Raw genomic sequence first — 23,728 nt, 5'->3', positions numbered from 1 at the left:
CGGCGTCCTTGAGGTATTCGGGGCGGAAGTTCCCTTTGCAGAACAGGAGGGCGCCGGGCGTGATGCGGCGGGTGTCGTAGGTGGCGTCGGTCAGGCGCGTGTCGGGCAGGCGGCCGGGGTCGCTTGTCCAGTCGCCTGCGCCGTCCCGGGCGGGGATGATGGCCTCGCGCAGGAGTCCGGCGTCCAGCAGGATGCGCGCCGCCCCGCGAACAGTCAAACCAGACACAAAAACCATAACGGCTCCTTCTTCTCATCCGGCTTTGCAATGCCGGCGGCGCTCTCACGCCGGATACGATGATGCCGGGACGGCCATCGGCCCATCCCGGCATCATCGCTCGAATTCTCTGCGCCGTATTCTACGCGGTCTTCACTTCGTCCGCTTCATGGCGTCGTCCGCCGCGTCCTTCGGCGTGTCGGCCGCGGTCGCGTTCTTCGCCGCGGCTGCATTCTTCGCGGCGTCGTTCTTCGCCGCGCCATCGTTCTTCTTCGCCGCGGAATCGGACGCGCCCTTGCCTCCATGTGCGTCCTTCTCCGCCTTCACCTCGTCGGCGGTCTTCTGCTCCTTGCCACGATTGCGCAGCTTCTTGAGCAGGAGCAGGAGCCTGTAGTACGTCTTGTGCAGCGGCACGTCGCGCTCGGGCGCCACATGCGTGATTTCCTCGGTGAACTTGGTCTTGAACTCGTTGAGGCCCATGAGGCTGGGCGCAAAGTCGGAGCCGATGCCCATGAGGTCGTATTTCGCGAAGCCCTGGCCGCCCAGCTCGCACGCCTCGGAGTACAGCAGCTTGTCGGTCACGTGCATGCGCATCGCCCCGTTGCGCATGGCGCCGTAGTAGCGCACGCAGGTGTCGCCGTTCGCCGTCACGATCGACCACGCCTCCACATGCTCGCCCAGGCGTGCGGCGAATACGCGGCAATGCTCCGGACCCAGGATGCGGATCATGTCCTCGTAATCGCTGATCGGGGCCGGGGTGAAGCCGTCTCGGGCGCCCGTCTCGCGCATCACGTCGTAGTATTCCTCGAACGATGCCATGGCGTTCTCGGTTTCGTCCGCGCATGTGGCGGAGCATTCGCGCAGCGCCTTGCGCACGTCGCGGCGGCCGCGGCGCTTCATGCGCCCCAGGATCGCATCATCGCCGCCGGTCAGGTCGAGCACCACGGTGGAATCGTAGGGAACCGTCGACAGCACGACGCTCGCCTGCGGGATCTCGTGCGCGATGGCGCAGCGCAGGAACTTGACGGAGCGGAAGGTGCGGTGCACGTAGTCGGCGAGCGCGTCAATGACCTCCTGCTCCTCCTCGGCGGTTGGCGGCGTCACATAGGCGGGGCCGTGGGCGGAGCGGGCGAAGTGGAAGCCGTGCGTCTGGAAGTCCATGAGGGAGAGGAACGCAATCGGCTCGCCGTCGCGCTTGATGACGAACGCGCCGATCGGCATGCGCCCCTCGATCGTCTCCTGGTAGTGCGCCCAGACCTCGGTCTGCTCGATGGGGAGCGTGAGCCCGGCCTTCGCCGCGGCGCCCTCCATCTCGGCGTATGAGGTCTTCGCAATCTCGATCATGGATGTCTCCAATCGTCTTGTCATCTGTCTGCGGTGGCGCCGCGGCGTCATGCGCCTCCTATTGTCGCGCCACGGGGCGTCCTCCGTGCGCCATGGCGTGCAGAATGCGGCGTTTCTTCACTCGGCGTCCTGGACCGTGGCCTCGCCCGGGGTGCCGGCGTCCTCGGCACCGTTTCCCGCAACGCCGTCGAACCATGTGTCGGAGCGGGGGCGGCGGCCGTGGTCACGCGCCCATGCATTGTACCCCTCTTTCCACGAGGCGAAGGCGTGGGACTGCCATGCCATGAGCTCGTCGAGGCGCAGTGCGCCGACCTCGGGGAACAGGCGCGTCATGGGGCCGAGCAGGTCGAGCGTGGCCACGGTGTCGGTGGTCGCGTCGTGGAAACTGCCGTGGGGACGCACGCCGTAGTACTCCGTCGTGGCCGTGAGCGTGCGGTGCCCCTTGCGGTGGGAGACGAAGCGGTCGATGACGAGCGGATCGGCCACGAGCAGGCCGCTGCCGCCGCTGCGCGAGGGCAGGTCCGCGAGGTTCCAGCGTTCCAGGTCGCCCTCGAGCATGTGGATGTCGAAGGGCGCGTTATACGCCACGATGGGGATGCGCAGCTCCTGGGCGCGTCCGATGGCGTCGGCGATGATGTCGAGCGTCGGGACCGGCTCCGCTCCGTGGGAGATGACGAAATCGTCGGTGAAGCCGTTGACGGCGCCGGCGCCCGCCGAGATATGACGGTGCGGGTTGATCAGCCACGCGTCGTTCACGTCGCCGTCGAATCCGACGGCGGGGTCGCGCAGGACCAGCGAGGCGGAGACGATGGCGTCTTTCGTCGCCGACAGCCCCGTGGTCTCCGTGTCGAAGCCGAGAAGCAGCGACTGGGCGAGGGGAGTGTCGGGGGCCTGCGGCCGGAGCGCGTCCAGCCGTTCGAGAATGCGCGATGTCATGCCCACCATTGTGCGGGGGTTGTTTGACAATCGCTCGGCGCCAGGGCGACGCCGCCCCGCGTCTAGCGCAGCGCGCGCACGGCGGCCGGGGGCACGAAATGCATGGTCTCCTCGACGGTCTGCACGTCGCGCATCGCATCGAAGCCCCAGGAACGCAGCGTCTCGACCACGCCGTCCACGAGCTCGTCGGGAACGGAGGCACCCGACGACACGCCGACGGTGCGCGCATCGTCGAACCACGCGCGGTCGAGCTGGCCCGCGTCATCCACGCGGTGCGCGCCGCCCGCGCGCCCGTGTTCGAGCAGCGCCTGCCGGGCCACTTCGACGAGCCGCATGGAATTCGAGGAATTCGCCGAGCCCACGATCACCATGCAGTCGGACTCCTGCGCCACGAGCTTGACGGCGTGCTGCCGGTTCTGCGTGGCGTAGCAGATGTCGGAGTTCGGCGGCTGGGCGATGCCCGGGAAGCGCGTCGTGAGCGCGGCGATGATGTCGGCGGTTTCATCGGACGACAGAGTGGTCTGCGTCAGGTACACAAGGGGCACGCCGGGGCGCGGTTCGAGCGCGTCGACATCGGCGGCGTGCTCGATGAGAAGCACACGGTCGGGCGCCTCGCCGATGACGCCGACCGCCTCGTCGTGGCCCTTGTGACCGATGTAGATGACGTCGTAGCCGTCCTTGACATAGCGCAGCACCTCGCGGTGCACCTTGGCGACGAGGGGGCAGGTGGCGTCGACGATGCGCAGGCCGCGGCGCTGCGCCTCCTGCTTGACGGCGGGCGACACGCCGTGCGCCGAGAAGACGACGGGGATGCCCGCGCGCGCCGCCTCGTCCGGGATGTCGTCGAGCTCGTTGACGAAAACCGCGCCCTGACCGGCGAGATCCGCCACGACATGCTTGTTATGCACGATCTGCCGGCGCACGTACACGGGCGGCAGCCCGTCGGGGATGTCGGCCGTGGCCTGCGCCTCGAGGAGGCGGCGCACGGTGAGGATGGCGCGGTCGACGCCGGCGCAGAACCCGCGGGGGTTCGCGAGCACGATTGTGCGGCGTGCGGCGTGGGTGGGTGTTTCTGCGTCCGCTGTGTCTGCGGTGTGCGTAGGTGTAAACGAAGTCACGATGCCATCGTAGCGTGACGGGGCGCGCGAAGGGAGCGGCGGGCTGCGCCGCGGCGGACATGGGGAGCGCGATGGCCTGGGCGCTGCGTTCTCCGTGGTATCGGCGGCGCAAGGCCCGGAATGCCCGACGATGGACGCGGTTTGGCATTCGTCGGGCGTCTGTGCGATAATCCCAAAGGCTTAAACGTTTAAACCAAAGGAGTCATCATGGGAAAGCGCGGACGTATGCGTCGTGACCGTCGTAAGAAGGCTGCCAACCACGGCAAGAGGCCGAACGCCTGATATCGCTGTGATGTCACGGCTGCCCTAATACGGCTAGTTATCGGGAGCCCGCCGTGCATCGACCACCTCGCATGAGGCGATTGATGCACAGCGGGCTCCCGTGTTTTTTGTGCGCGATGCACTGCGCGATGCATCGCGCAGTGCATGGTCCAAGCAGACTTGAGGTCAGTATGACTTCTTGTCGGTGGCGATGGGAGCGACCACGGCGTTCAACACTTTTACCAGATCGTGGGGGTTTACGCCAAGGCTCAGCCCGCGTTTGCCACCGGAAACGAGCACTTCGTCAAAGGCCATCACGCTTTCGTCAATGACCGTGCGGTGCTTGGTGCGCTGCCCCAGCGGGGATATTCCGCCCACCACATAGCCTGTTTCGCGCATGGCGTCTTTCGGCTCGGCCATCTCCGCTTTCTTTTCGCCCACGGCTTGGGCGATGCCTTTCATGCTCATGTGTCCGTTCACCGGCACCACGCCTGTCACGAGGCCGTGCTCAGTGCTCACCAGCAGCGTTTTGCACACCTGGCGCTCATCCTTGCCCAGTTGCTCGGCGGCCTCCTTGCCATAGCCTTCGTCCATGTGGTCGCCCGAATGATGGTATTCATACAGAGTGAACGGCACCCCAGCCTCGTCGAGTTGCACGGTTGCAGGCGTGGAGGCGCCGCCTTTCTTCGTTTTCTTCTTGGCCATGGTGCCGATAGTAGTACGCCGCGTGTCACAATCGGCGTGTGCGGTCGGTGCCATGCCTCTCGCAGCAATTAGCGGCCATGTACGGTTACGGGAAAACTCTGTGGAGACCGGCTCGGCGGCAGGATGCCTATCTCAATTCTGTCCCGTCATCGTGAGATAAACCAGCACCACATTCAACGCGATAATCAGCACGGCAACCAGCAAAAACACCACATGCTTGACCATGCCGTCGCGATATTTCCCCATCAACTCCCGGTCACGCGTATAACGCATCAACGGGATAATCGCGAACGGGATACCAATCGACAGCACCACTTGGCCAATCACCAACGCGAACGTCGGATTCGCAGAAAACCACAACACCACCAGCGCCGGAACCAACGTCACCACACGGCATGCCCACATCGGCGCATGAATATGCAACAAACCGCGCATAATCTCCGAACCGGCATACGTGCCCACCGACGTGGAAGACAATGACGAAGCAAGCAAGCCAATCGAGAAAATCGTTCCAACCGCGGGACCAAGCACCATCTCAATCGCATGCTGCGCGCCTTCGATGGTGTCCGTTCCACTCATGCCGTACAGCGAATTCGCAGCCAGCACAAGCAACGCAAGATTCACCGTACCCGCCAATGCGAGCGCCCACACCACATCAATCTTCGATCCACGCAGCAACTGCCGGGTGTCCGGTTTCTCCTCGCCTGGAGCATAATGGTCATTCACCAGCGTGGAATGCAAATAAATCGCGTGCGGCATAACCGTCGCGCCCAGCATCGACGATGCCATCAACACAGAATCCGCGCCACGGAACCGCGGAACCAAGCCGGCAAGCACATCACCGCCATTCGGTGGATCGACAAACAACCCGGCAATGAACCCGAACGTTATCACCAACAGCATCGCAATAACGATCTTCTCAAACACGCGATGCGTACGCCCACCTTGGAACCACAACAGCACTGTTGACACCGCGCCGATAACGCAGCCGCCCCAGAACAATGGCAGCCCGAACAACAGCCTCAGCGCGATCGCCCCGCCGATGACCTCGGCAAGATCCGTCGCAATTGCAATCACCTCGGCCTGCATGAAGAACATGTACCTGCCGGCATCGCCCATCCGCTCCCCAAGGATCTGCGGCAACGATTTGCCTGTCACAATACCGAGTTTCGCGCTTTGATACTGGATCAGCACGCTCATCAGATTCGCCAGCACCAGCACCCACACCAGCAGATAGCCGTATCGGGCGCCCGATGTGATGTTCGCCGCCACATTGCCGGGGTCGACGTAAGCGACCGCCGCGACGAAAGCGGGACCGAGGATTGATACGAGTGCATGGCCGTGGTGGGTGCTGTGAGCGGGTTGGGTGGGGTGCGCTGGATGAGGTTGCGCTGGATGCTGTGTGAGCGAGGGCTGTGAAGCGCCTGGGGATTGCGGCGAATTCGGTGTGCGGGCGGATTGTTCGGCAGTCACGGAACCGCCTGACATATCTGACATATCTGACATAGCTAGTTGCGTGTCTCCCCGGCGCTATCCAATCTCGATGTTCCATTTGACGCCGCACGCTCGGCATTCGCTTCGGATCCGCCTCCATGCGTGTGCGTGTACGCCGACTGGTCCGAATCCGGCACCGCCTTGTGGACGGTTTCATTCGTATTCGTTCCCCGATATTCCGACTCGCTCATGTTCAACCATCTCTCATGTCTCGTCGTCAATGTTCATCGTCCAAACTGATCGCGCTGGCGGGGCTGCCGCCTCGCGATACCGTTAGTGTTATAGGTCCGGTTTGTAACACTGTGTAACATGGCTCGGCATACGGTGCTGAGCCCTTGTGCTGTCAAGCGACACGCCGTGTGCAGTTGGGGTGTCGGCGGTGTCGGGAACATGGCCGTTTCGGGCGTGCTCCATGACGTGATGCGGAGGAAGCCGGCGTCGACTGGGACGAATCCACACTCCAACCGAACACCACGGCACCCCCGACTGACTCACCACCGGAGACACATTGTGGCCTATAACCCAAAAACCCCTCGGAATCGCTTCCGAGGGGTTTGGCATGGCGGATTGTTACGTCGCGCTATGGCTTGCTAGGCGAAGCTCACTTGGAGAGCTCGGCGAAGTAGAGCAGGGTGCGGATCATGTTGGAGGTGAAGCCGTACTCGTTGTCGTAGAAGGACACGGTGCGAACGAGCTGCGTGTCGCCGACGGTGTTCACGTCGGTCTGCGTCGGATCGAACACGCCGCCGTGGGTGTCGCCGATGATGTCGGAGGACACGATGCCGTCGCCGTTGTAGCCGAAGTAATCGGTGTCGGAGAAGGCGGCCTTGAAGGCGTCGTTGATCTCGTCGACGGTGACCTTCTTCTCAAGGACGGTGGTGAGCTCGGTCACGGAGCCGTCGACGACCTGGATGCGCTGGGCGTGGCCCTGCAGCTTGCCGTTCACGGACGGAACGACCTTGCCGATCGCCTTGGCGGCGCCGGTGGAGTGCTCGATCGTGTTGACGGCGGCGGAACGGTTGGAGCGCGGGTTCTTGCCACGCGGGCCGTCGAGCAGCATCTGGGTGCCGGTGTAGGCGTGGATCGTGGTCATGAAGCCGGCCTTGATGCCGAACTTGTCGTCGAGCAGCTTGACCATGGCGGCCATGGAGTTCGTGGTGCAGGAGCCGGCGGACACGATGTTGTCGGTCGGCTTGAGGATCTCGTGGTTCACGCCGTACACGACGGTCGGGGTGACGTCATCCTTGGCCGGGGCGGAGATGAGGACCTTCTTGGCGCCGGCGTTCAGGTGGGCCTGGGACTTCTCGGCGGAGGTGTAGAAGCCGGTGCACTCGAGCACGAACTCGACGCCGTCGTTCTTGACCCACGGGATGTTGTTGGCGTCCTTCTCGGCATAGACCTTGTACTCCTTGCCGTCAACGATGATGGAGTCGTCGGTGGAGGTCACGTCCACGTAGGTGCCGTCGAGGTGCTTGAAACGGCCGTGGGTGGAGTCGTACTTGAGGAGGTAAGCAAGCATAGACGGGGTGGTCAGATCGTTGATGGCCGCGACCTCGATGTCACCGGCGGCGCCGCCCTGCTGCTGCAGCTCGAAGATGCGGCGGAATGCGAGACGACCGATACGACCGAAGCCGTTGATACCAATCTTAACTGTCATTATGTGTCATCCTTTGGTACTTGGCCACGCTGCCGACCGGACGTCGGCACTCGCGACCTTTGTTTGCCAACGCTTGCAACTTTAGTGCCATGTCTGTACAGGTGTGGCGTCATGCCACACGATTGTCCCGCACGATTCGCCGAAGGCTGAACGATTGGGCGGCCGGACGTCAGGCGAGGCCCTCCTGACGGCGCCCGGCGTCGGAGAGCCTGTCGGACACGGCGTCCGACAGCGCGCCGAGGCTCGCGCTTTCCCTCGCGCGCGTCGTGACGACGGGAGCGGGGACGGCGCTCGGATACGTCACGATAAGCGTGCCGTCGCCCACGCGCACGACGCCGGGAGCGCCCATGAGCTCGTTGCTCAGCTGTGCCACGGTGTTCGTGACCGTGAAGCCGCTCACCTCGTATTTGAGACCGCGGATCTCGACATCGTGCGATTCGTTACCCAGCGAGAACACCGACACCATGGGGAAATCCGGCACGGGGCAGGCGGGGAAGCGCACCTCGCCGTCGGTCACCGCCGTCGCCGCGATGCGGTCGCCGTACAGGAAGGCGAAGCCGGCGGCGCGGCTGACGTACGCCAGGAGCTGGATGTTGCCGATCGTGTGGTCGAGCCTGCCTCCCAGGCCGCCGAGGATGTGGAACTGGCGCGCGCCGGCCATCCACCCGGCCTTGACGGCGCTCATCATGTCGGCGTCGTCCTTCTGGCTGGGAAGCGTGATGACCGGCAGGCCGGCCCAGGGGCCCGAGGCGATGACGCGGTGCACGGAGCGGTCGAGACGGGATTCGGCGCTTCCCGGGGCATGGCGGATGGTGGCGCCGTCGACGGGGCGGGTGCTGATGCGCGAGGTGACCGAATCGAAATCCCCGATGGCGAAATCGGGCGACACGCCGAGTTCGCGCGCGTGGTCGAGCCCGCCGTCCGCGGCGATGACCAGAGGATCCGAGGCCCCGCCGCTCAGCCCCGCCAGCTCGAGGGCGCGCCGTTCGCTGCCGTAGTATTCCCCGGCGCCCAGGATGATGCACGCCGCATGCGCCGGATCGTCGGAGGTGCGCAGGGGAGGGTTCGCCGAAGCTCCCGCCGCTGTGGCATGTGCCGTGGCTCCTGCCGCCGCGTCGGTCGCCGTCGCATCGTCGCTCATCATGTCCGCCGTCCTCTCATCGTGTGCATCGTATCGTCGCCTCGCCTGTCCGCTGACGCGGCGCGACATCCTGCGGTGAATTCTATAATCGCACTGCCAGGCGTCGGCGCGGAGCCGACGGGCCGTGAGACGCGGATGGCAGGATACGGACGATCGGGATACGGACGATCGGGTGAGGAGGCATATGGACGAGATCATGGACGCGGATATCAAGGCGGTGTTCTTCGACATCGACGGCACGCTGACGAGTTTCGTCACCCACGAGGTGCCGCGCTCCACGAAGAACGCCCTCGAGGCGCTCGAGGCCAAGGGCATCGCGACCTTCATCTGCTCGGGCCGCCCGCCTGCCCAGCTGGACGCGGCGCGCCGCCTCATGCCGCACGACTGGACCGGCTTCGTGACGATGAACGGCCAGTGCTGCTTCGACGACCACGGCTACCAGGAGGCCGAGGCGCTCGACCAGGGCGACGTGCGCAACTTCATCGATTTCATGCGCGAGAAGATGCCTGATGTCTCCGCCGGCTTCTGCGAACTCGACTACGTGTACTTCAACCAGATCACCGGCTACCTCGCCGATATGTGGAAAGGCCTGGGCCAGACCGCGCCCGCGCTTGTGGTCGACGACCCGGAGCGCGCCCTGACGCATACCACGTACCAGCTGTCCGCCTATGTGCCGGCGGGGGAGCAGGAGGACGAGATCATGGCGGTGATGCCGCATTCGAAGGCGCTGCGCTGGCATCCAGCGTTCACCGATATCTGCCCCAGCGACGGCGGCAAGCCCGCGGGCATGCGCCGCTTCATGAGGAAATACGGCTGGGACGCCAGCCAGGTCATGGCCTTCGGCGACGGCGGCAATGACATCGACATGCTGCGTTTCGCCGGAATCGGCGTGGCCATGGGCAACGGAACCGACGATACGAAGGCCGCCGCGGACTGGGTGACCGACGACGTGGACCACGACGGTATCCTCAACGCCCTGCGCCATTTCGACGTGCTCTGAGCGGGACGTGCTCCGGGCGGCGCGGCCTGCCCGGAGCACGTTGGTCGGGCCTTCCTCAGCCGAGGCTCCCTAGTCGAGACGGCCGAGCCGATCCATCTCGTCGTCCGTCAGCCGCGTGCCGAGGGCGGCGACATCATCGGCCAGCTCCATCGTGTTCTGCGCGCTCGGGATGGAGACGAAGCACGGGCTCAGCTGCAGCTCCCACGCCAGCGTGACGCGCTGGTAGCTCACGCCGCGGTCGGCCGCCACCTGGCGGAAGGGCACGAAGCGCGTCATGCTCACCTGCTCGAGATAGCCGCCCAGCGGGCTCCACGCCACGAAGGGGATGCCGAGGCGCTCGCAATGGCGCAGCGTCTCTTCCTCATCCCGATAGGCGGGGTTGAACTTATTCTGCACCGCGGCCAGGCCGTCGCCGAGAATCGAGCGCGCCAGGTCAATCTGCTCCACGCTGGCCCGCGAAATGCCGGCGTGCGCGATGACGCCCTCGTCGAGCAACTGGCGCAGCGCCCCCATCTCGTCTTCGTAGGGCACCGCGGGGTCGGGGCAGTGCGAATACAGGAGGTCCAGATGGTCCGTGCCGAGCGCCACGCAGGACTCCTTGGCGTTGCGGATCATGGTTTCGGGGCGCGAATCCGCCGCCCATCCGTACTCGCCGTTCTCGAGGGTGCGGTGATAGCCGGTTTTCGTGGCCACGACCACTTCGTCGCGCGGCCCGTCCCACGAGGCCAGCGCGTCGCGCACGATGCGCTCGCCCTCCTGCTCGCATCCGTCGAATTCGCCAGGCGTGTAGTACGACCACGCGGTGTCCAGATACCGGACTCCCGCATCCAGCGCGGCGTGGATGATGCCGATCGCCGTCTCCCGGCGCGGGTGGCCCTCGATGGCCAGCGCCATGCAGCCCAGCCCCAGGCGCGGGATCTCGCGCCCCGCGAACCCGATTGTCGACGACGGCGATGCTTCGCGATTCGTCATGGTATGTCTCCTTCTTTTCTTGTGGCTTTTCGTGTCTTTCTTGTGGCGGTGCGGCTCACGCCTGCGGGAAATCGCCCAGGTCGATCGTCGGGGTCTCGAGGCCCAGCGCCTTCATCTCGACCACGGGGTTCATGAACTCGCGCTCGCGGGCGATCAGCCCGTCGCGCATCTCGAACGAGTAGATGAAATGGTTCTCGTAATGCACCGGGTCGTGACCCGGCAGGATCAGCGTGCCGCGCCCGTCGGCCTCGGCCCACAGCCAGTCCGGGTCGTTCGTCGTCCATACGCGCACGTTGAACCACTCCCAGTCGGGGAAATGCTCGGAGCTCCAGACATCGTAGACCGCGATGTTGCCGCGCCCCTGCGCGAAGGCGGGGGAGCCGGAGTCCGACGTCCACAGGCCGCTGACGGCGTCCTCGGTGAACAGCTCGTGACGGCGCAGCAGCGCGTCGCCGTGCCCGGAGGCGAGGAAGGCGCGCACCGTGGCCTCGTTGCGGGCCCTGGTTGTGCTGGCTGTGGTGTCGGCGTTTGGTTCGTTGGTGTTCGGTGTGTTCGTGTTGGCTGCCATGCCTCCACGATAGCCGCATGACGATAGCGGCGTTGAGTTTGTCATGATGCGTTGCTACGGTAGCGTGTATAACTCAACGGGAGCCATTCAGGCTGAGAGGAAGCGATCGCTTCGACCGAACTTGATGCGGGTAATGCCGTCGTAAGGAACGAGTCACCGCCACTGGTGGCGGATTTATTCCGGCGGACGCCGCATCCACCCTTGCATGGAGGCGCACAGGCGCAGGCATATGCCCCGCGGATGCGCGGCATGCATGGGGTGACGGTCCGTTTTCGCGATTCTTCCCTTTCGTTGTGCCCGGCGCATGCCGTTCCGTATGCGTGGGCGCAACATGGCGTGCCGCCCGCATCGTAAGATGCGCCGGCGCACTCCGCATTAGAGCTTCCGGGCGTGATGTCTTCGGATACGCGTCCGGTTTTGGCCGAGGGTGGATCCCGGGGAGAGATGCAGGGTCATCGAGGGGCGCACCACCTAGGGTACGGTTTCTTCGGCGACCCTTTTTCATAACAGGCGCCCCATCGGAGGAACGGACGGCGGGGGAGCCGGGAAGGACACCATGAAAATCAATGGACAGGACGTCGCGCTCGACGGAGCGACGACGGTGGATGCGCTTATCGCGGCGCGCGGGCTCGACCCGCGTCGCGTGGCCATCGAGCTCAACGGCAACGTCGTTCCCCGCGCACAGCGCGCCACGACGCAGCTCAAGGACTCGGACGTCGTCGAGATCGTCTCCTTCGTCCAGGGCGGCTGATCCCGTCAGACATCGCATCACCAACCCATCGCATCGTTCCCCAGAAAGAACCGAAAATGGTCTCATCCACCACACCGTCGAATGCCTCCGCGCCGGGCGCCCCTGAGCCGAACCCGCCGTTCGTTCCCAGCGCCACGCAGGAGCAGATCGACGAGCGCCGCCGCGTCTTCGACGCCCTTCGCGCCCTCGACCCCGCCTCGCTCGTCAGCCGCCAGGAGATCCGCGACGCGCTGCTCGAAAGGCATGGCGCCGCCACGCAGGCGAAGCTCGACGCCGCCAGCGTCGCCATCTGCGGATGCGGCGGCCTGGGCTCCACCGTCGCCGTCGCGCTGACGCGCATCGGCGTGGGCCACCTGCACCTCATCGACTTCGACGTGGTCGATATGACGAACCTCAACAGGCAGCAGTACTCGCTGTGGCATGTCGGGCTTCCCAAAACCGAGGCGCTGCGCCAGGTGCTCGCGTCCATCAACCCGTATCTCGACGTCACCTGCGACCAGGTGAAGGTCGACGACGGCAACGTGCGCGAGCTGCTCGAGAACGACGGCATCGTGGCCGAATGCTTCGACGTGCCCGAGAACAAGACCTTCCTTGTCAACGCCGTGCTCGAGACCTTCCCCGACAAGCCGCTCGTCAGCGCGTCCGGCATGGCCGGCTACCGCAGCTCGAACCTCGTGACCACGAGGCGCGTGGCGCGCAACTTCTACTTCTGCGGCGACGGCGAAACCGCACCGAAGCCCGGCGCCGGCCTCATGGCGCCGCGCGTCGGCGTCGTCGCCTCGCACGAAGCCAACATGGTCACGCGCATCATCCTCGGCGAGCTCGACGCTTAAGCGCCGCGCCCCCATCGCCGGCCATCCGATCGCCGGCAGCCAGACCCTCTAAGGAGAATGAAGAATGACCCAGGAATCCACGAATCCCGACGCAACCCGCACCGCATCCCAGGGCGCCCCGACGCTCAGCGCCGAGGACCGACGGGAGGCGGAGCGCCTGTCGGGCGCCTACACCGCCCACAACCCCGTGGGCAGCGGCGCCTACGCGCATATCGAGGACACGCCGCTCGTGCTCGGCGGCCACGAGTTCACGTCACGCTTCATCCTCGGCTCGGGTCGCTATGACCTCAACCTCATCAAGGCCACGATCGAGAACGCCGGCACCCAGATCGTGACCATGGCGTTGCGCCGCGCCCAGACCACCGAGAACAGCGTGCTCGACTACATTCCCGAGGGCATCACGCTGCTGCCGAACACGTCGGGCGCGCGCACCGCCGAGGAGGCCGTGCGCATCGCGCGCCTGGCCCGCGAGGTGTGCCAGACCGACTTCGTCAAGGTGGAGATCAAGCGCGAGGAGAAGTACCTTCTTCCCGACAACGCCGAGACCATCAAGGCCACCGAGATCCTGGCGAAGGAGGGCTTCGTGGTCATGCCGTATATGTTCCCCGACCCGCTCGCCGCCAAGGACCTCGAGAACGCGGGCGCCGCGTGCGTCATGCCGCTGGGCGCCATGATCGGCTCGAACAAGGGCCTGCGCATGCGTGACTTCATCGAGGTCATCATCGCCAACTCCTCTGTCCCCGTCATCGTCGACGCCGGCATCGGCCGCCCGTCGCAGGCATGCGAGGCCATGGAGATCGGCGCGGACGCCGTCATGGCGTATACGGCCGTGGCGTCCGCCGGCAACATCCCGCTCATGGCGCGCGCCTTCCGCGACGCCATCGAGGCGGGTCGCGCAGCATACCTGAGTGGCCTGGGCGACGTGGTGGAGGGCCATGCCGTGCCGTCGAGCCCCACCACCGGCTACCTGCGCTAGACTACAGGAGGCGACGGGGCGTTCGTCTTGCGTCGCCTCCTTTCTTATGGGTCCACGATTTGTGGGTCCACGATGCCCACGACACGCCGAAGGCATCGTGTGGTAACATGTTCAAGGCTTGAGAAATCAAGAAAGCGGATTCCATGGAATCCCACCTGGTCGCCCTGAGGGTTTCGGGTCATGGCTTCACGCCTCGGTGCGTGAACGGCGCCGGCATCGGCGGGAGGCGCGTCCTCCGGATGCATCGGTCGCTCGCGGCTTTCCACGCCGCGGCGCGCAGCCGTCTGCCATGTCTTCGAATCCTCATACGGCTGGATGGAATCCCGGGGCGATCCGTCACACACACGAGGATTGGAGTTATCATCAGCGACGAACCACGCATAAACGAGGAGATACGCACTCCCCAGGTCCGACTCATCGGACCGAAGGGCGAGCAGGTGGGCGTCATTGCGACCAGCGTGGCCCTGAACCTTGCGCGTGAGGCGAATCTCGATCTCGTCGAGGTCGCGCCCAACGCCAAGCCGCCCGTGGCCAAGCTCATCGATTACGGCAAGTTCAAGTACAACGAGAAGATCAAGGCCCGCGAGGCCCGCCGCAACCAGAGCACCGCCGAGATCAAGGAGATTCGCTTCCGCCTGAAGATCGATGACCACGATTTCGAAGTGAAGAAGGGTCATGTGATCCGCTTCCTCTCCGGCGGCGACAAGGTGAAGGTGACGATCATGCTCCGCGGCCGCGAGCAGTCGCGCCCGATCGGAGGCGTCGAGCTTCTGCGCCGACTGGCCGCCGAGGTCGAGGACTACGGCACGATCGAATCCCAGCCGAAGCAGGAGGGGCGCAACATCATCATGACGCTCGCCCCCAAGGGCAAGAAGGTCCACACCCAGTCCGAGCAGCGCCGTCGTGGAGCGGAATCCCGCGCCGAGCGTCAGGCCCGCCAGGCCGCCCGCCTCGCAGCCAAGCAGGGCGCACAGGCCAAGGCCGCGCAGGAAGCAAAGGAAACGGTCGAGAAAGCCGCCGCCTCCGCCGAGGATTCCAAGCCCGCTGCGAAGTCGGTCGCCAAGCCGGCCAAGCCGAAGGGCGAGAAGGCCTCCAAGCCCGCGAAGTGACGCCGAGCGCCACACCAGACTTCCAACAGAAGATTATCAACAAGGAGGGCAGCAATGCCGAAGATGAAGACAAACTCCGCCGCCTCCAAGCGCGTTCGTGTTACGGGCTCGGGCAAGCTCGTGCACAATGGCAGCGGCATGCGTCACAACCTGGAACACAAGTCCTCTCGCAGGCGCCGCCACATGTCCGAGAACGGCATCCTGGCCACGCCGCAGAGCAAGAACATGAAGACCATGCTCGGCCTGTGATTGGCTGCGAGCACTAGGATTTACAAGGAAAGCTGAGGAAATAACATGGCACGTGTCAAGCGCGCAGTCAATGCCCACAAGAAGCGTCGCGCAACGCTCGAGCGCGCGAAGGGCTACCGCGGTACCCGCTCCCGCCTGTACCGTCGCGCCAAGGAGCAGCTGCTCCACTCCTTTAACTACAACTTCCGCGACCGCAAGGCACGCAAGGGCGACTTCCGCAAGCTGTGGATCTCCCGCATCAACGCCGCCGTGCGCAACGAGGGCATGACGTACAACCGCTTCATGCAGGGCGTGCGCCTCGCCGGCATCGAGCTCGACCGTCGCGCTCTCGCTGAGCTCGCCGTGAACGATCCGGCCGCCTTCTCCGCCATCGTGGCGCAGGCCAAGGCCGCTCTGCCCGAGGACGTCAACGCTCCGGTGGCTGCCTGAGCCTGAGGGCCCGGCATCGGACCGATATCCACCGGTGGGGCGCCGCCCCGAAGCGGCGCGACGCCTTCCCGGCTTCGGCAATCCCGTACCTCGCGGTGCGGGATTTTTCTTTGCCGAAATGGGCGGATATTGACAAGATGGCTCCACCGCAGCCCTCGGCTGCCGCGAATGCGCTATTCTTCCCAACGGACACGGAAAGGGGTCACACGTATGTATCTCGAGTCAATCGACGGACCGCAGGATCTGCTCGCACTGGACAGCCGCCAGCGGATCGCCCTTGCCGAGGAGATACGTGCCGCCCTCCTGCACAAGCTCTCGCTGCGCGGCGGCCACGTGGGCTCGAACCTCGGCTTCGTCGAGGCCACCATCGCACTGCACTATGTTTTCCACGACCCGGATGACAAAATCGTGTTCGACGTCAGCCACCAGAGCTACACGCATAAGATGCTCACCGGCAGGCGCGACGCCTTCCTTGATGAGTCGCGGTTCGACGATGTCTCCGGCTTCAGCGAACCCAGCGAGAGCGACTACGACCTGTTCCGCATGGGGCACACCTCCACATCCGTCTCGCTGGCGAGCGGCCTGGCCAAGGCCCGCGACATGGCGGGGCGCGGCGGCAATGTGGTCGCCGTCATCGGCGACGGCTCCCTGAGCGGGGGAGAGGCCCTCGAGGGCCTGGACTTCGTAGGCGGCGAGCTGAACGGCAACATGATCATCGTGGTCAACGACAACGGCATGTCCATCGCCGAGAACCACGGCGGCCTGTACCGCAGCCTCGCGCATCTGAGGGAATCGGGCGGCACAAGCCCCGACAATATCTTCACCGCCCTCGGCCTCGACTATCGCTATGAGCCCCGGGGCAATGACATCGATGCGCTGATCCGCATCTTCGAGCAGGTGCGCGATACCGACCATCCCGTCGTGGTGCATATCCGCACGCGCAAGGGCCTTGGGTACACGCCCGCCGAACGAAACAAGGAGGCGTGGCACTGGCACGCCCCCTTCGACGAGGCCACGGGCGTGAGCCTGGCCCCGCCCCGTCGCACCTACCTGACCGAGGCGGGCGACCATGTGCTCGACCTCATGGCGGCGGACCCGGAGGTCACCGCCATCATCGCCGGAACGCCCACCGTCTTCGACCTCACCCCCGAACGCCGCGCCCGTGCCGGCCGCCAGCTCATCGACGTCGGCATCGCCGAGGAGCAGGCCGTCGCGATGGCCTCCGGCATGGCACGGGGCGGAGGCAAGCCCATCGTCGGCATGTACGCCAGCTTCCTGCAGCGCACCTACGACCAGATGATGGACGACGTGTGCATCAACTCCAGCCCCGCCACCTTCTGCATCGGCAATGCCTCCATCTGGGGCGTCAACGACGTGACCCACCTGGGGCTTTTCGACATCGCCATGATCGGCAACATCCCGGGCCTCGTGTACTTGGCGCCGACGAATGTCGAGGAGATGAACGCAATGATGGACTGGGCCGTGCGGCAGACGCAGCACCCCGTCGCCATCCGCATGCCGGCCGGCACGGTGCGGCATGCCGACGACGCGCACCCCGTGCGCCGCGACTACTCCCGTCTCGACACATTCGACACGCTGCACCGTGGCTCGCGTGTCGCCATCATCGCGGCCGGCGACTTCCTGCGTCTGGGCGAGGACACGGCACGCCTCCTGCACGATGAGGAGGGCATCGACGCAACCGTGGTCAACCCGCAGTTCATCTCCGGCGTCGACGCCGCGACGCTCGACTCGCTTCTCGACGACCATACGGTGGTGGTGACGCTGGAGGACGGAATGCTGTCGGGAGGCTTCGGAGCGAAGGTGGCCGCGCATTACGCGCCCACCCCGATGCGTGTGCTCTGCTACGGTTTCGCGAAAACGTACTACGACCGCTATGACCCGGCCGAGGTCATGCACGACAACCGCCTCGAACCCGGCGCGATCCGGGACGACGTCCTGCACACGCTGGCGGACGGCGTGGAGTTCCCCCAGCGCCCCGTCGCGCGTGGCGGCGCCTTCCCGCGCGACACGGCCGCCTGACGCGGCCGGAAGGAGGGCATGGAATGCCTGGAAACGCACGGCGACGCGGCGAACTGGCCGACCTGACGCGCCGGTTCCTCGGATATGTGACTGCCGAGAAGGGACTGGCGCGCGCCACGGAAACCGCATACGCCTCCGACCTGGCGCGGTACCGCGAGTTCCTCGCGGGGCGCGGCATCACCGACATCGGCGACGTGACGCGCACCGACGTGGAGGATTTCGTCACGTCACTGGATGGGGAGGCGCCCCATTCCATCGCGCGGCGTCTCGCGGCGGTGCACGAGCTGCATCGCTTCGCCGTGTCGGAGCGCGTGACCGATGACGACGCTTCGCTGGGAATCAGGCCACCGAAGGCGTCTGCCGCGCTTCCCGATGTGCTGACCGTCGACGAGGTGACGCGCCTCATGCAGGCGGCGTGTCCCGACGATATCGCCGCCGGGGGAGCGGACGGGGCGGGCGCCGCATCGGGTGCGGACGCCGCCCTCGCCGTGAGCCTGCGCGACCGCGCCCTGCTCGAATTCATGTACGCCACGGGATGCCGCGTCAGCGAAGCCGTGGGGCTCGACCTCAATGATGTCAACCCCCAGGCGCATCTGGCGCGTCTGACCGGCAAGGGCAGCAAGCAGCGCCTCGTACCGATCGGCTCCTATGCCATCGACGCGCTCCAGCGCTACCTCAACGCCGGACGCCCGACGCTGCAGCGTGCCTGTCGGGGACGCCAGCCCGAGCTCAACGCCGTGTTCCTCAACAAAAGGGGCAAAAGGCTGTCGCGCCAGTCCGTGTGGGAGGTGGTCACCACCTGCGCGGCGCGGGCAGGGATCACCAAGCAGATCCACCCGCATACGCTGCGCCATACCTGCGCCACGCACCTGCTCCAGGGAGGGGCGGATGTGCGCACGGTGCAGGAGCTGCTCGGGCACGCCTCGGTGACGACGACGCAGATCTACACGCATGTCAGCGAGCAGACGCTGATCGAGACCTATGTGACGAGCCACCCGCGGGCGCACTGACGGGGCGGTCTGGCCGCGGGGAGGTTCGCAGGTAACGGGCGGACCCGTCGGGAATCCATGCGTCAGGAATCCATGCCGAAGGCCTCGTCCGAATTCGCCGCCGACTGGGCCGGCAGGAACGGGGCCAGGGGCGGTAGCTGCGCCAGGGACTCGATGCCCATGTAGTCAAGGAACAGGCCCGACGTGGCCAGAAGCGTGGCCTTCGACTCCGGGTCGGTTCCCGCCTCGCGAATAAGGCCGCGCACTGACAGGGAGCGGATGACGCCGTCCGAGTTCACGCCGCGGATGGCGGCGACCTGCGCGCGGGTGACGGGCTGCTTATACGCGATGATGGCCAGCGCCTCGAGCGCGGCCTGCGACAGGCGCGCCGTCTGCCCGTCGGTAACGAAGCGTGACACGACGCCTTCGAACTCCGCGCGGCTGGCGAACTGCCAGCCCCGTGCCGTGCGCCGCAGCTCGAAGCCACGATGCTGCGCGTCGTATTCGTCGGCCAGCTCCGTCAGAAGGCGGTCCGCCTCGGTGACGGGGCAGTCGAGCACGCGGGCGAAATCCGCGGAATGGAGCGGCTGGTCCGTGGCCATGAGAATCGCCTCCATCGCGGGCTTGACATCCTCGGCCGACAGCTCGAGCTGCTCCGGTACCTGGGGCGTGCCGGGCGTCGTTGGCGCCCCGTTGCTTCTCTGCGCCCCGTCGGTTGCATACGCGTCGTTCTTGGTGTCATCGTTCTTGCCGTCGTCCATATCCGCTCCCTGGTTATGCGTCATCTGCCGTTCGTCCCATTCGTGTCATCGTCTGGTCGCCGTCTAGTCGAAATCGTTGCTGTCGATCGACGTCACCATCGCCTCGTCCTCGCTTTCGTTCGCGCTCACCCAGCGCACGTGCAACGGGGAGAACGGGGCGTCCTGCCGGAACTGCACGACGCCCTGCTTGAAGAAGGCGAGCAGAGCCATGAAGCGCGCCACCACCTCGCCCCGCGTCTGGGCGTCCGCCACGAGGCGGGCGAAGGTCACGTCCACGCGGTCGCCGGCCTCGCGCAGCTTGGCGCGCACGATGGCGGCCTGCTCGCGCAGATCCGCGAGCGGCACATGCAGCTGGTGCACGCTCACATGCTCCGCCGGGGCGTTTGCGATGACGCGCGCCGCGATGCGCGCCAGGTCATCGGGGGAGACGGTCCACACGAGCTCGGGAAGAAGCGCCGCCACTGCTGCGTCCAGCTGCGCCGGATGCGGGTAGCGGCCGGAGTTGGCGGCGATGCGTGCGCGAAAATCGTTGCCCGCCTGTTTGAATGCCTTGTACTGCAGGAGGCGCGCGAACAGCAGATCGCGTTCCCGCAACGCCGCGAGCGTCTGCTCGTCGGCGGCCTCGGATTCCTCGTCATGGGGCAGCAGCGCCGCCGACTTGGCCTCCACGAGAATCGAGGCAACGTCGATGAAGGCGCTGATCTCCTCCGCCGTATGCGTGGCGTCAAGGCCGCGCACATAGTCGATGAACTCCCCGGTGATGGCGGACAGCGAAATCTCCGTGAGTTCGAGCTTGCGCTGCGAGATAAGGCTGAGAAGCACGTCGAAAGGCCCCTGGTAGGCATCGAGGCTGACGGCGAACGATGATTCCGCCGCGCGCTCGTCCGGGGTCTCGCGTGCCACGAGGTCGCCCAGGCCGTCGCCCCCGTCCGCAGGCGACGGGGCGTACGACACGCCGGGGATATCGGGCGACACGCCGTCGGACGGGACGGCGTTCGGGGAGGGCTGCGCCATGGACGGGGCCGCCGTTACGCGACGACGCCGCGGGCGATGATCTCGCGCGTCACCTCGCGGTATTCGAAGGCCGTGCGGTGCTGGGGCGCGTACATCGTGATCGGGGCGGCCGCCACGGTGGCGTCGGGCAGCTTGATGGAGCGCGAGATCACCGTATGGAAGACCTCGCCCTTGAACGCCTCGTAGATGCGCTGCATGACTTCCTCGGAATGCAGCGTATGCGTGTACATCGTGATGAGCACGCCGTAGATCTTGAGGTCCGGGTTGATGCGGCTTTTGACCTTGTCGATGGACTGCATGAGCAGCGCCACGCCGCGCAGGGCGAAGTACTCCGCCGCCACGGGGATGATGACGCCGTCGGCCGCGGTCAGTGCATTGACGGTGAGCAGGCCAAGCGAGGGCTGGCAGTCCACGATGATGCAATCGTATTCGTCGCGCAGCGGGCGCAGGGCGCTCGCGAGGCACTGCTCGCGGCCCACTTCGGTGACCAGCTGCACCTCGGCCGCCGACAGGTCGATGTTGGCGGGGATGATGTCGAGGTTCTCGAAGCGCGTGTGCATGATGACGTCATGCACGTCCATCGAGGTGTCGAACAGCGCGGTGTAGACGGTTTTCTCCACCTTGTTGGCATTGATGCCGAGGCCGACGGTGGCGGCGCCCTGGGGGTCGAAGTCGACGATGAGGACCCTGCGCCCGTATTGGCTGAGGGCGCCGGCGATGTTGATGGAGGACGTCGTCTTTCCTACGCCGCCCTTCTGGTTGCACATGGCGATGACGGTGGCGGGACCATGCGATTCGAGCTTCTTCGGGGCGGGGAACGTTTCGTATTCACGTCCAAGCAGATCTGTAGGCATACCCCATAGATTACCAAGGGAAGTGGCCATTTGCACGCTACCTGTGGTACAAGGTACTACACCATACGATTGCGCCGCGCATTTCCAACGAAATTTGTGTTTCGAGGTATGAAGACCCCCGGACTGTCGCGTGCGGCACTTACAATTTTCTCGGTTTTCCAGTGACCTATATTTTCTCCCCGGATCTCAGCGGGGGACAGCACCGACGCATGCGCCCCGGGCGTAGTGCGCGTGCACGACATAAGGAATCAGAAAGAGGTACCGATGGCTGTTCGCTCGGACATTCGCAATGTGGCAATCGTGGCACACGTTGACCACGGCAAGACCACGCTCGTGAACGCAATGCTCCAGCAGTCCCATGTCTTCAACGAGCGCGAGGAGGTCCCGGACCGCGTCATGGACTCCGGCGACATCGAGCGCGAGAAGGGCATCACCATCCTCGCCAAGAACACCGCGGTGCGCTACACCGGCCCGCTGGCCGCACAGCTCGGCGAGCCCGACGGCATCACCATCAACGTGGTCGACACCCCGGGCCACGCCGACTTCGGCGGCGAGGTGGAACGCGGCATCTCCATGGTCGACGGCGTCGTGCTGCTCGTCGACGCCTCCGAGGGCCCGCTTCCGCAGACCCGCTTCGTGCTGCGCAAGGCGCTCGAGGCCAAGCTCCCCGTCATCCTGTGCGTCAACAAGACCGACCGTCCCGACGCACGCATCTCCGAAGTCGTCTCCGAGACCACCGACCTCCTGCTCGGCCTCGCGCAGGACGTCACCGAGGAAGGCGTCGATCTTGATCTCGACTCCCTGCTCGACCTGCCCGTCATCTACTGCGCGGCCAAGGCCGGCTACGCGTCCGTGAACCAGCCCGAGGACGGCGGCCTGCCTGACAACCACGACCTCGAGCCGCTCTTCGAGTGCATCCTCAAGAACATCCCCGCCCCGGAGTACGAGGAAGGCGCCCCGCTCCAGGCCCACGTCACGAATATCGACGCCTCCGACTACCTCGGCCGCCTCGGCCTCGTGCGCATCTACAACGGCACGCTCGAGAAGGGCAAGCAGTACGGCCTGTCCCGCGTCGACGGCTCCATCGAGAACTTCAAGCTCACCGAGATCCTGCGCACCGAAGGCCTCGACCGCGTCCCGGCCGATTCCGCCGGCCCCGGCGACATCGTCGCCATCGCGGGCGTCAGCGACATCATGATCGGCGAGACCATCGTCGACCCCAACGACCCCAAGCCGCTGCCGCTTATCCACGTCGATCCGCCGGCCATCTCCATGACCTTCGGCACGAACGACTCCCCGCTGGCCGGAACCGAAGGCAAGGACCACAAGCTCACCGCCCGCATGCTCAAGGACCGTCTCGACCGCGAGCTCATCGGCAACGTGTCGATCGAGGTCCTGCCCACCGAGCGTCCGGACGCCTGGGAGGTGCGCGGCCGCGGCGAGCTGGCGCTGGCCGTCCTCGCCGAGGAGATGCGCCGCGAAGGCTACGAGCTCACCGTCGGCCGCCCGCAGGTCGTTACAAAGAAGGTGGACGGCAAGATCTACGAGCCGATGGAGAACACCACCATCGACTGCCCCGAGGAATACATGGGCGACGTCACGCAGCTCATGGCGGCGCGCAAGGGCCGCATGGACTCCATGACCAACCACGGCTCCGGCTGGGTGCGCATGGAGTTCACCGTGCCGTCCCGCGGCCTCATCGGCTTCCGCGCGCAGCTGCTGACCAAGACGCGCGGCACCGGCATCTCGTCCTCCATCTCCGCGGGCTACGCCCCGTGGGCGGGCGACATCACGCTGCGCCAGAACGGCTCCATGGTCTGCGATCGCCAGGGCAAGGCGAGCCCGTACGCCATGCAGCGCCTGCAGGCGCGCGGCGACTTCTTCGTGCAGCCGCAGTCCCCGGTGTACGAGGGCCAGGTCGTGGGCGTGGCCAGCAAGCCCGGCGACATGGACGTCAACATCACGCTCGAGAAGCATATGACCAACATGCGATCCTCGACCGCCGACGTGCTCGAGACCCTCACCCCGCCGATCGTCATGAGCCTCGAGGAGTCCCTCGACTTCGCGAACGATGACGAATGCGTCGAGGTGACGCCGGAGTCCATCCGCGTGCGCAAGATCATCCTCGACCGCGAGGCGTGGTACAAGTGGAACGCGAAGCAGCGCCGCGCCAACAAGGCCGCGGCCAATAACTGAGCCTGTGAGTCCGTGCCGGAGTGCCCTGGGTGGTTGAACCTGGCAGGGCGCAGGACGGGGCGCATCCGCAATGCGGGTGCGCCCCTTGTGTATGTATGGAACCGGCGCGATGCGCGT

Annotated in this window: 22 protein-coding genes and 2 pseudogenes; 11 read left to right on the top strand and 13 right to left on the bottom strand. The window is 65.7% G+C overall.

The window, feature by feature from the left end:
- The 4 genes and pseudogenes from PSRA_RS01135 to PSRA_RS01120 form a co-directional block, all read right to left on the bottom strand.
- Positions 1 to 235 (bottom strand): annotated as a pseudogene (locus PSRA_RS01135) (hypothetical protein); the annotation flags it as partial.
- Between the two features lie 333 nt (positions 236 to 568).
- A pseudogene (locus tag PSRA_RS01130) lies at positions 569 to 1,558 on the bottom strand (lipid II:glycine glycyltransferase FemX); the annotation flags it as partial.
- A 117-nt stretch (positions 1,559 to 1,675) separates the two neighbouring features.
- The gene (locus tag PSRA_RS01125) at positions 1,676 to 2,494 is read right to left on the bottom strand and encodes an exonuclease domain-containing protein (protein ID WP_094660038.1); all 819 of its coding nucleotides are present in this window, start codon (positions 2,492 to 2,494) and stop codon (positions 1,676 to 1,678) included.
- A 62-nt stretch (positions 2,495 to 2,556) separates the two neighbouring features.
- Positions 2,557 to 3,612: a 4-hydroxy-3-methylbut-2-enyl diphosphate reductase gene (locus PSRA_RS01120; RefSeq protein ID WP_094660011.1), complete on the bottom strand. Its 1,056-nt coding sequence runs from the start codon at positions 3,610 to 3,612 to the stop codon at positions 2,557 to 2,559.
- Between the two features lie 207 nt (positions 3,613 to 3,819).
- Here PSRA_RS01120 and PSRA_RS09765 point away from each other — a divergent pair, with 207 nt between their 5' ends.
- The gene (locus PSRA_RS09765) at positions 3,820 to 3,894 is read left to right on the top strand and encodes a 50S ribosomal protein bL37 (RefSeq protein ID WP_412154489.1); all 75 of its coding nucleotides are present in this window, start codon (positions 3,820 to 3,822) and stop codon (positions 3,892 to 3,894) included.
- Positions 3,895 to 4,059: 165 nt separating this feature from the next.
- Here the strand turns inward: PSRA_RS09765 and ybaK are convergent, their stop codons facing one another.
- The 4 genes from ybaK to PSRA_RS01100 all read right to left on the bottom strand — a co-directional run bounded on the left by ybaK (position 4,060) and on the right by PSRA_RS01100 (position 8,873).
- Entirely contained in the window at positions 4,060 to 4,578 is a 519-nt protein-coding gene (gene ybaK / locus PSRA_RS01115; protein WP_094660010.1) for a Cys-tRNA(Pro) deacylase, read from the bottom strand.
- A gap of 132 nt (positions 4,579 to 4,710) precedes the next feature.
- Complete coding sequence (locus tag PSRA_RS01110) at positions 4,711 to 6,051, bottom strand: Nramp family divalent metal transporter (RefSeq protein WP_275542327.1); 1,341 nt, start codon at positions 6,049 to 6,051, stop codon at positions 4,711 to 4,713.
- Between the two features lie 622 nt (positions 6,052 to 6,673).
- Complete coding sequence (gap, locus tag PSRA_RS01105; RefSeq protein WP_094660009.1) at positions 6,674 to 7,729, bottom strand: type I glyceraldehyde-3-phosphate dehydrogenase; 1,056 nt, start codon at positions 7,727 to 7,729, stop codon at positions 6,674 to 6,676.
- 169 nt (positions 7,730 to 7,898) lie between these two features.
- A complete protein-coding gene (locus PSRA_RS01100; protein ID WP_094660008.1) occupies positions 7,899 to 8,873 on the bottom strand; it encodes a thiamine pyrophosphokinase in 975 nt (324 codons plus the stop codon).
- A 181-nt stretch (positions 8,874 to 9,054) separates the two neighbouring features.
- Here PSRA_RS01100 and PSRA_RS01095 point away from each other — a divergent pair, with 181 nt between their 5' ends.
- The gene (locus tag PSRA_RS01095) at positions 9,055 to 9,870 is read left to right on the top strand and encodes a Cof-type HAD-IIB family hydrolase (protein ID WP_094660007.1); all 816 of its coding nucleotides are present in this window, start codon (positions 9,055 to 9,057) and stop codon (positions 9,868 to 9,870) included.
- Positions 9,871 to 9,939: 69 nt separating this feature from the next.
- Here the strand turns inward: PSRA_RS01095 and PSRA_RS01090 are convergent, their stop codons facing one another.
- Together PSRA_RS01090 and PSRA_RS01085 are read right to left on the bottom strand one after the other, a co-directional pair.
- Positions 9,940 to 10,842, bottom strand: a complete 903-nt coding sequence (locus PSRA_RS01090; protein WP_094660006.1) for an aldo/keto reductase — start codon at positions 10,840 to 10,842, stop codon at positions 9,940 to 9,942.
- Between the two features lie 55 nt (positions 10,843 to 10,897).
- Entirely contained in the window at positions 10,898 to 11,410 is a 513-nt protein-coding gene (locus PSRA_RS01085) for a PhzA/PhzB family protein (protein ID WP_094660005.1), read from the bottom strand.
- A gap of 556 nt (positions 11,411 to 11,966) precedes the next feature.
- On the opposite strand from PSRA_RS01085, the gene thiS reads away from it, so the two are divergent.
- The 8 genes from thiS (at position 11,967) to xerD (ending at position 18,807) form a co-directional block, all read left to right on the top strand.
- Positions 11,967 to 12,161 carry a sulfur carrier protein ThiS gene (gene thiS, locus PSRA_RS01080; RefSeq protein WP_094660004.1) on the top strand — a complete coding sequence of 65 codons (195 nt, stop codon included), beginning with the start codon at positions 11,967 to 11,969 and terminating at the stop codon, positions 12,159 to 12,161.
- A 56-nt stretch (positions 12,162 to 12,217) separates the two neighbouring features.
- The gene (gene thiF / locus PSRA_RS01075; protein WP_094660003.1) at positions 12,218 to 12,994 is read left to right on the top strand and encodes a sulfur carrier protein ThiS adenylyltransferase ThiF; all 777 of its coding nucleotides are present in this window, start codon (positions 12,218 to 12,220) and stop codon (positions 12,992 to 12,994) included.
- Positions 12,995 to 13,058: 64 nt separating this feature from the next.
- Positions 13,059 to 13,970, top strand: coding sequence for a thiazole synthase (locus tag PSRA_RS01070; protein WP_094660002.1), 912 nt, complete (start codon positions 13,059 to 13,061; stop codon positions 13,968 to 13,970).
- 320 nt (positions 13,971 to 14,290) lie between these two features.
- A complete protein-coding gene (gene infC / locus PSRA_RS01065; protein ID WP_245834818.1) occupies positions 14,291 to 15,079 on the top strand; it encodes a translation initiation factor IF-3 in 789 nt (262 codons plus the stop codon).
- Positions 15,080 to 15,133: 54 nt separating this feature from the next.
- Positions 15,134 to 15,328 carry a 50S ribosomal protein L35 gene (rpmI, locus tag PSRA_RS01060; RefSeq protein ID WP_094660001.1) on the top strand — a complete coding sequence of 65 codons (195 nt, stop codon included), beginning with the start codon at positions 15,134 to 15,136 and terminating at the stop codon, positions 15,326 to 15,328.
- Positions 15,329 to 15,373: 45 nt separating this feature from the next.
- Complete coding sequence (gene rplT, locus PSRA_RS01055; protein WP_094660000.1) at positions 15,374 to 15,757, top strand: 50S ribosomal protein L20; 384 nt, start codon at positions 15,374 to 15,376, stop codon at positions 15,755 to 15,757.
- A gap of 210 nt (positions 15,758 to 15,967) precedes the next feature.
- Complete coding sequence (locus PSRA_RS01050) at positions 15,968 to 17,797, top strand: 1-deoxy-D-xylulose-5-phosphate synthase (protein WP_094659999.1); 1,830 nt, start codon at positions 15,968 to 15,970, stop codon at positions 17,795 to 17,797.
- Between the two features lie 23 nt (positions 17,798 to 17,820).
- Positions 17,821 to 18,807, top strand: coding sequence for a site-specific tyrosine recombinase XerD (gene xerD, locus PSRA_RS01045; protein WP_094659998.1), 987 nt, complete (start codon positions 17,821 to 17,823; stop codon positions 18,805 to 18,807).
- Between the two features lie 62 nt (positions 18,808 to 18,869).
- Here the strand turns inward: xerD and scpB are convergent, their stop codons facing one another.
- From scpB to PSRA_RS01030, 3 genes are all read right to left on the bottom strand, one after another.
- Positions 18,870 to 19,403, bottom strand: a complete 534-nt coding sequence (gene scpB / locus PSRA_RS01040; RefSeq protein WP_245834817.1) for an SMC-Scp complex subunit ScpB — start codon at positions 19,401 to 19,403, stop codon at positions 18,870 to 18,872.
- A 207-nt stretch (positions 19,404 to 19,610) separates the two neighbouring features.
- Positions 19,611 to 20,561 carry a segregation and condensation protein A gene (locus PSRA_RS01035; protein ID WP_094659997.1) on the bottom strand — a complete coding sequence of 317 codons (951 nt, stop codon included), beginning with the start codon at positions 20,559 to 20,561 and terminating at the stop codon, positions 19,611 to 19,613.
- 14 nt (positions 20,562 to 20,575) lie between these two features.
- Positions 20,576 to 21,415 (bottom strand): ParA family protein, encoded by an 840-nt coding sequence (locus tag PSRA_RS01030; protein WP_094659996.1) that lies wholly within the window; start codon positions 21,413 to 21,415, stop codon positions 20,576 to 20,578.
- A 264-nt stretch (positions 21,416 to 21,679) separates the two neighbouring features.
- Between PSRA_RS01030 and typA the strand changes: the two genes are divergently transcribed.
- Positions 21,680 to 23,611, top strand: a complete 1,932-nt coding sequence (gene typA / locus PSRA_RS01025) for a translational GTPase TypA (protein ID WP_094659995.1) — start codon at positions 21,680 to 21,682, stop codon at positions 23,609 to 23,611.
- Positions 23,612 to 23,728 lie beyond the last annotated feature (117 nt).

The organism is Pseudoscardovia radai, from assembly GCF_002259605.1.
GTDB lineage: Bacteria > Actinomycetota > Actinomycetes > Actinomycetales > Bifidobacteriaceae > Pseudoscardovia > Pseudoscardovia radai.
This window is presented reverse-complemented; position numbering and strand designations above follow the sequence as displayed.

Bases quoted from the DNA above. Each gene is read 5' to 3' on its own strand.
- rplT (WP_094660000.1), top strand. From the start codon at position 15,374: ATGGCACGTGTCAAGCGCGCAGTCAATGCCCACAAGAAGCGTCGCGCA.
- PSRA_RS01100 (WP_094660008.1), bottom strand. From the start codon at position 8,873: ATGATGAGCGACGATGCGACGGCGACCGACGCGGCGGCAGGAGCCACG.
- PSRA_RS01085 (WP_094660005.1), bottom strand. From the start codon at position 11,410: ATGGCAGCCAACACGAACACACCGAACACCAACGAACCAAACGCCGAC.
- PSRA_RS01050 (WP_094659999.1), top strand. From the start codon at position 15,968: ATGTATCTCGAGTCAATCGACGGACCGCAGGATCTGCTCGCACTGGAC.
- ybaK (WP_094660010.1), bottom strand. From the start codon at position 4,578: ATGGCCAAGAAGAAAACGAAGAAAGGCGGCGCCTCCACGCCTGCAACC.
- PSRA_RS01030 (WP_094659996.1), bottom strand. From the start codon at position 21,415: ATGCCTACAGATCTGCTTGGACGTGAATACGAAACGTTCCCCGCCCCG.
- PSRA_RS01125 (WP_094660038.1), bottom strand. From the start codon at position 2,494: ATGACATCGCGCATTCTCGAACGGCTGGACGCGCTCCGGCCGCAGGCC.
- PSRA_RS01070 (WP_094660002.1), top strand. From the start codon at position 13,059: ATGACCCAGGAATCCACGAATCCCGACGCAACCCGCACCGCATCCCAG.
- PSRA_RS01095 (WP_094660007.1), top strand. From the start codon at position 9,055: ATGGACGAGATCATGGACGCGGATATCAAGGCGGTGTTCTTCGACATC.
- thiF (WP_094660003.1), top strand. From the start codon at position 12,218: ATGGTCTCATCCACCACACCGTCGAATGCCTCCGCGCCGGGCGCCCCT.
- typA (WP_094659995.1), top strand. From the start codon at position 21,680: ATGGCTGTTCGCTCGGACATTCGCAATGTGGCAATCGTGGCACACGTT.
- xerD (WP_094659998.1), top strand. From the start codon at position 17,821: ATGCCTGGAAACGCACGGCGACGCGGCGAACTGGCCGACCTGACGCGC.
- PSRA_RS01035 (WP_094659997.1), bottom strand. From the start codon at position 20,561: ATGGCGCAGCCCTCCCCGAACGCCGTCCCGTCCGACGGCGTGTCGCCC.
- PSRA_RS01090 (WP_094660006.1), bottom strand. From the start codon at position 10,842: ATGACGAATCGCGAAGCATCGCCGTCGTCGACAATCGGGTTCGCGGGG.
- scpB (WP_245834817.1), bottom strand. From the start codon at position 19,403: ATGGAGGCGATTCTCATGGCCACGGACCAGCCGCTCCATTCCGCGGAT.
- rpmI (WP_094660001.1), top strand. From the start codon at position 15,134: ATGCCGAAGATGAAGACAAACTCCGCCGCCTCCAAGCGCGTTCGTGTT.
- thiS (WP_094660004.1), top strand. From the start codon at position 11,967: ATGAAAATCAATGGACAGGACGTCGCGCTCGACGGAGCGACGACGGTG.
- gap (WP_094660009.1), bottom strand. From the start codon at position 7,729: ATGACAGTTAAGATTGGTATCAACGGCTTCGGTCGTATCGGTCGTCTC.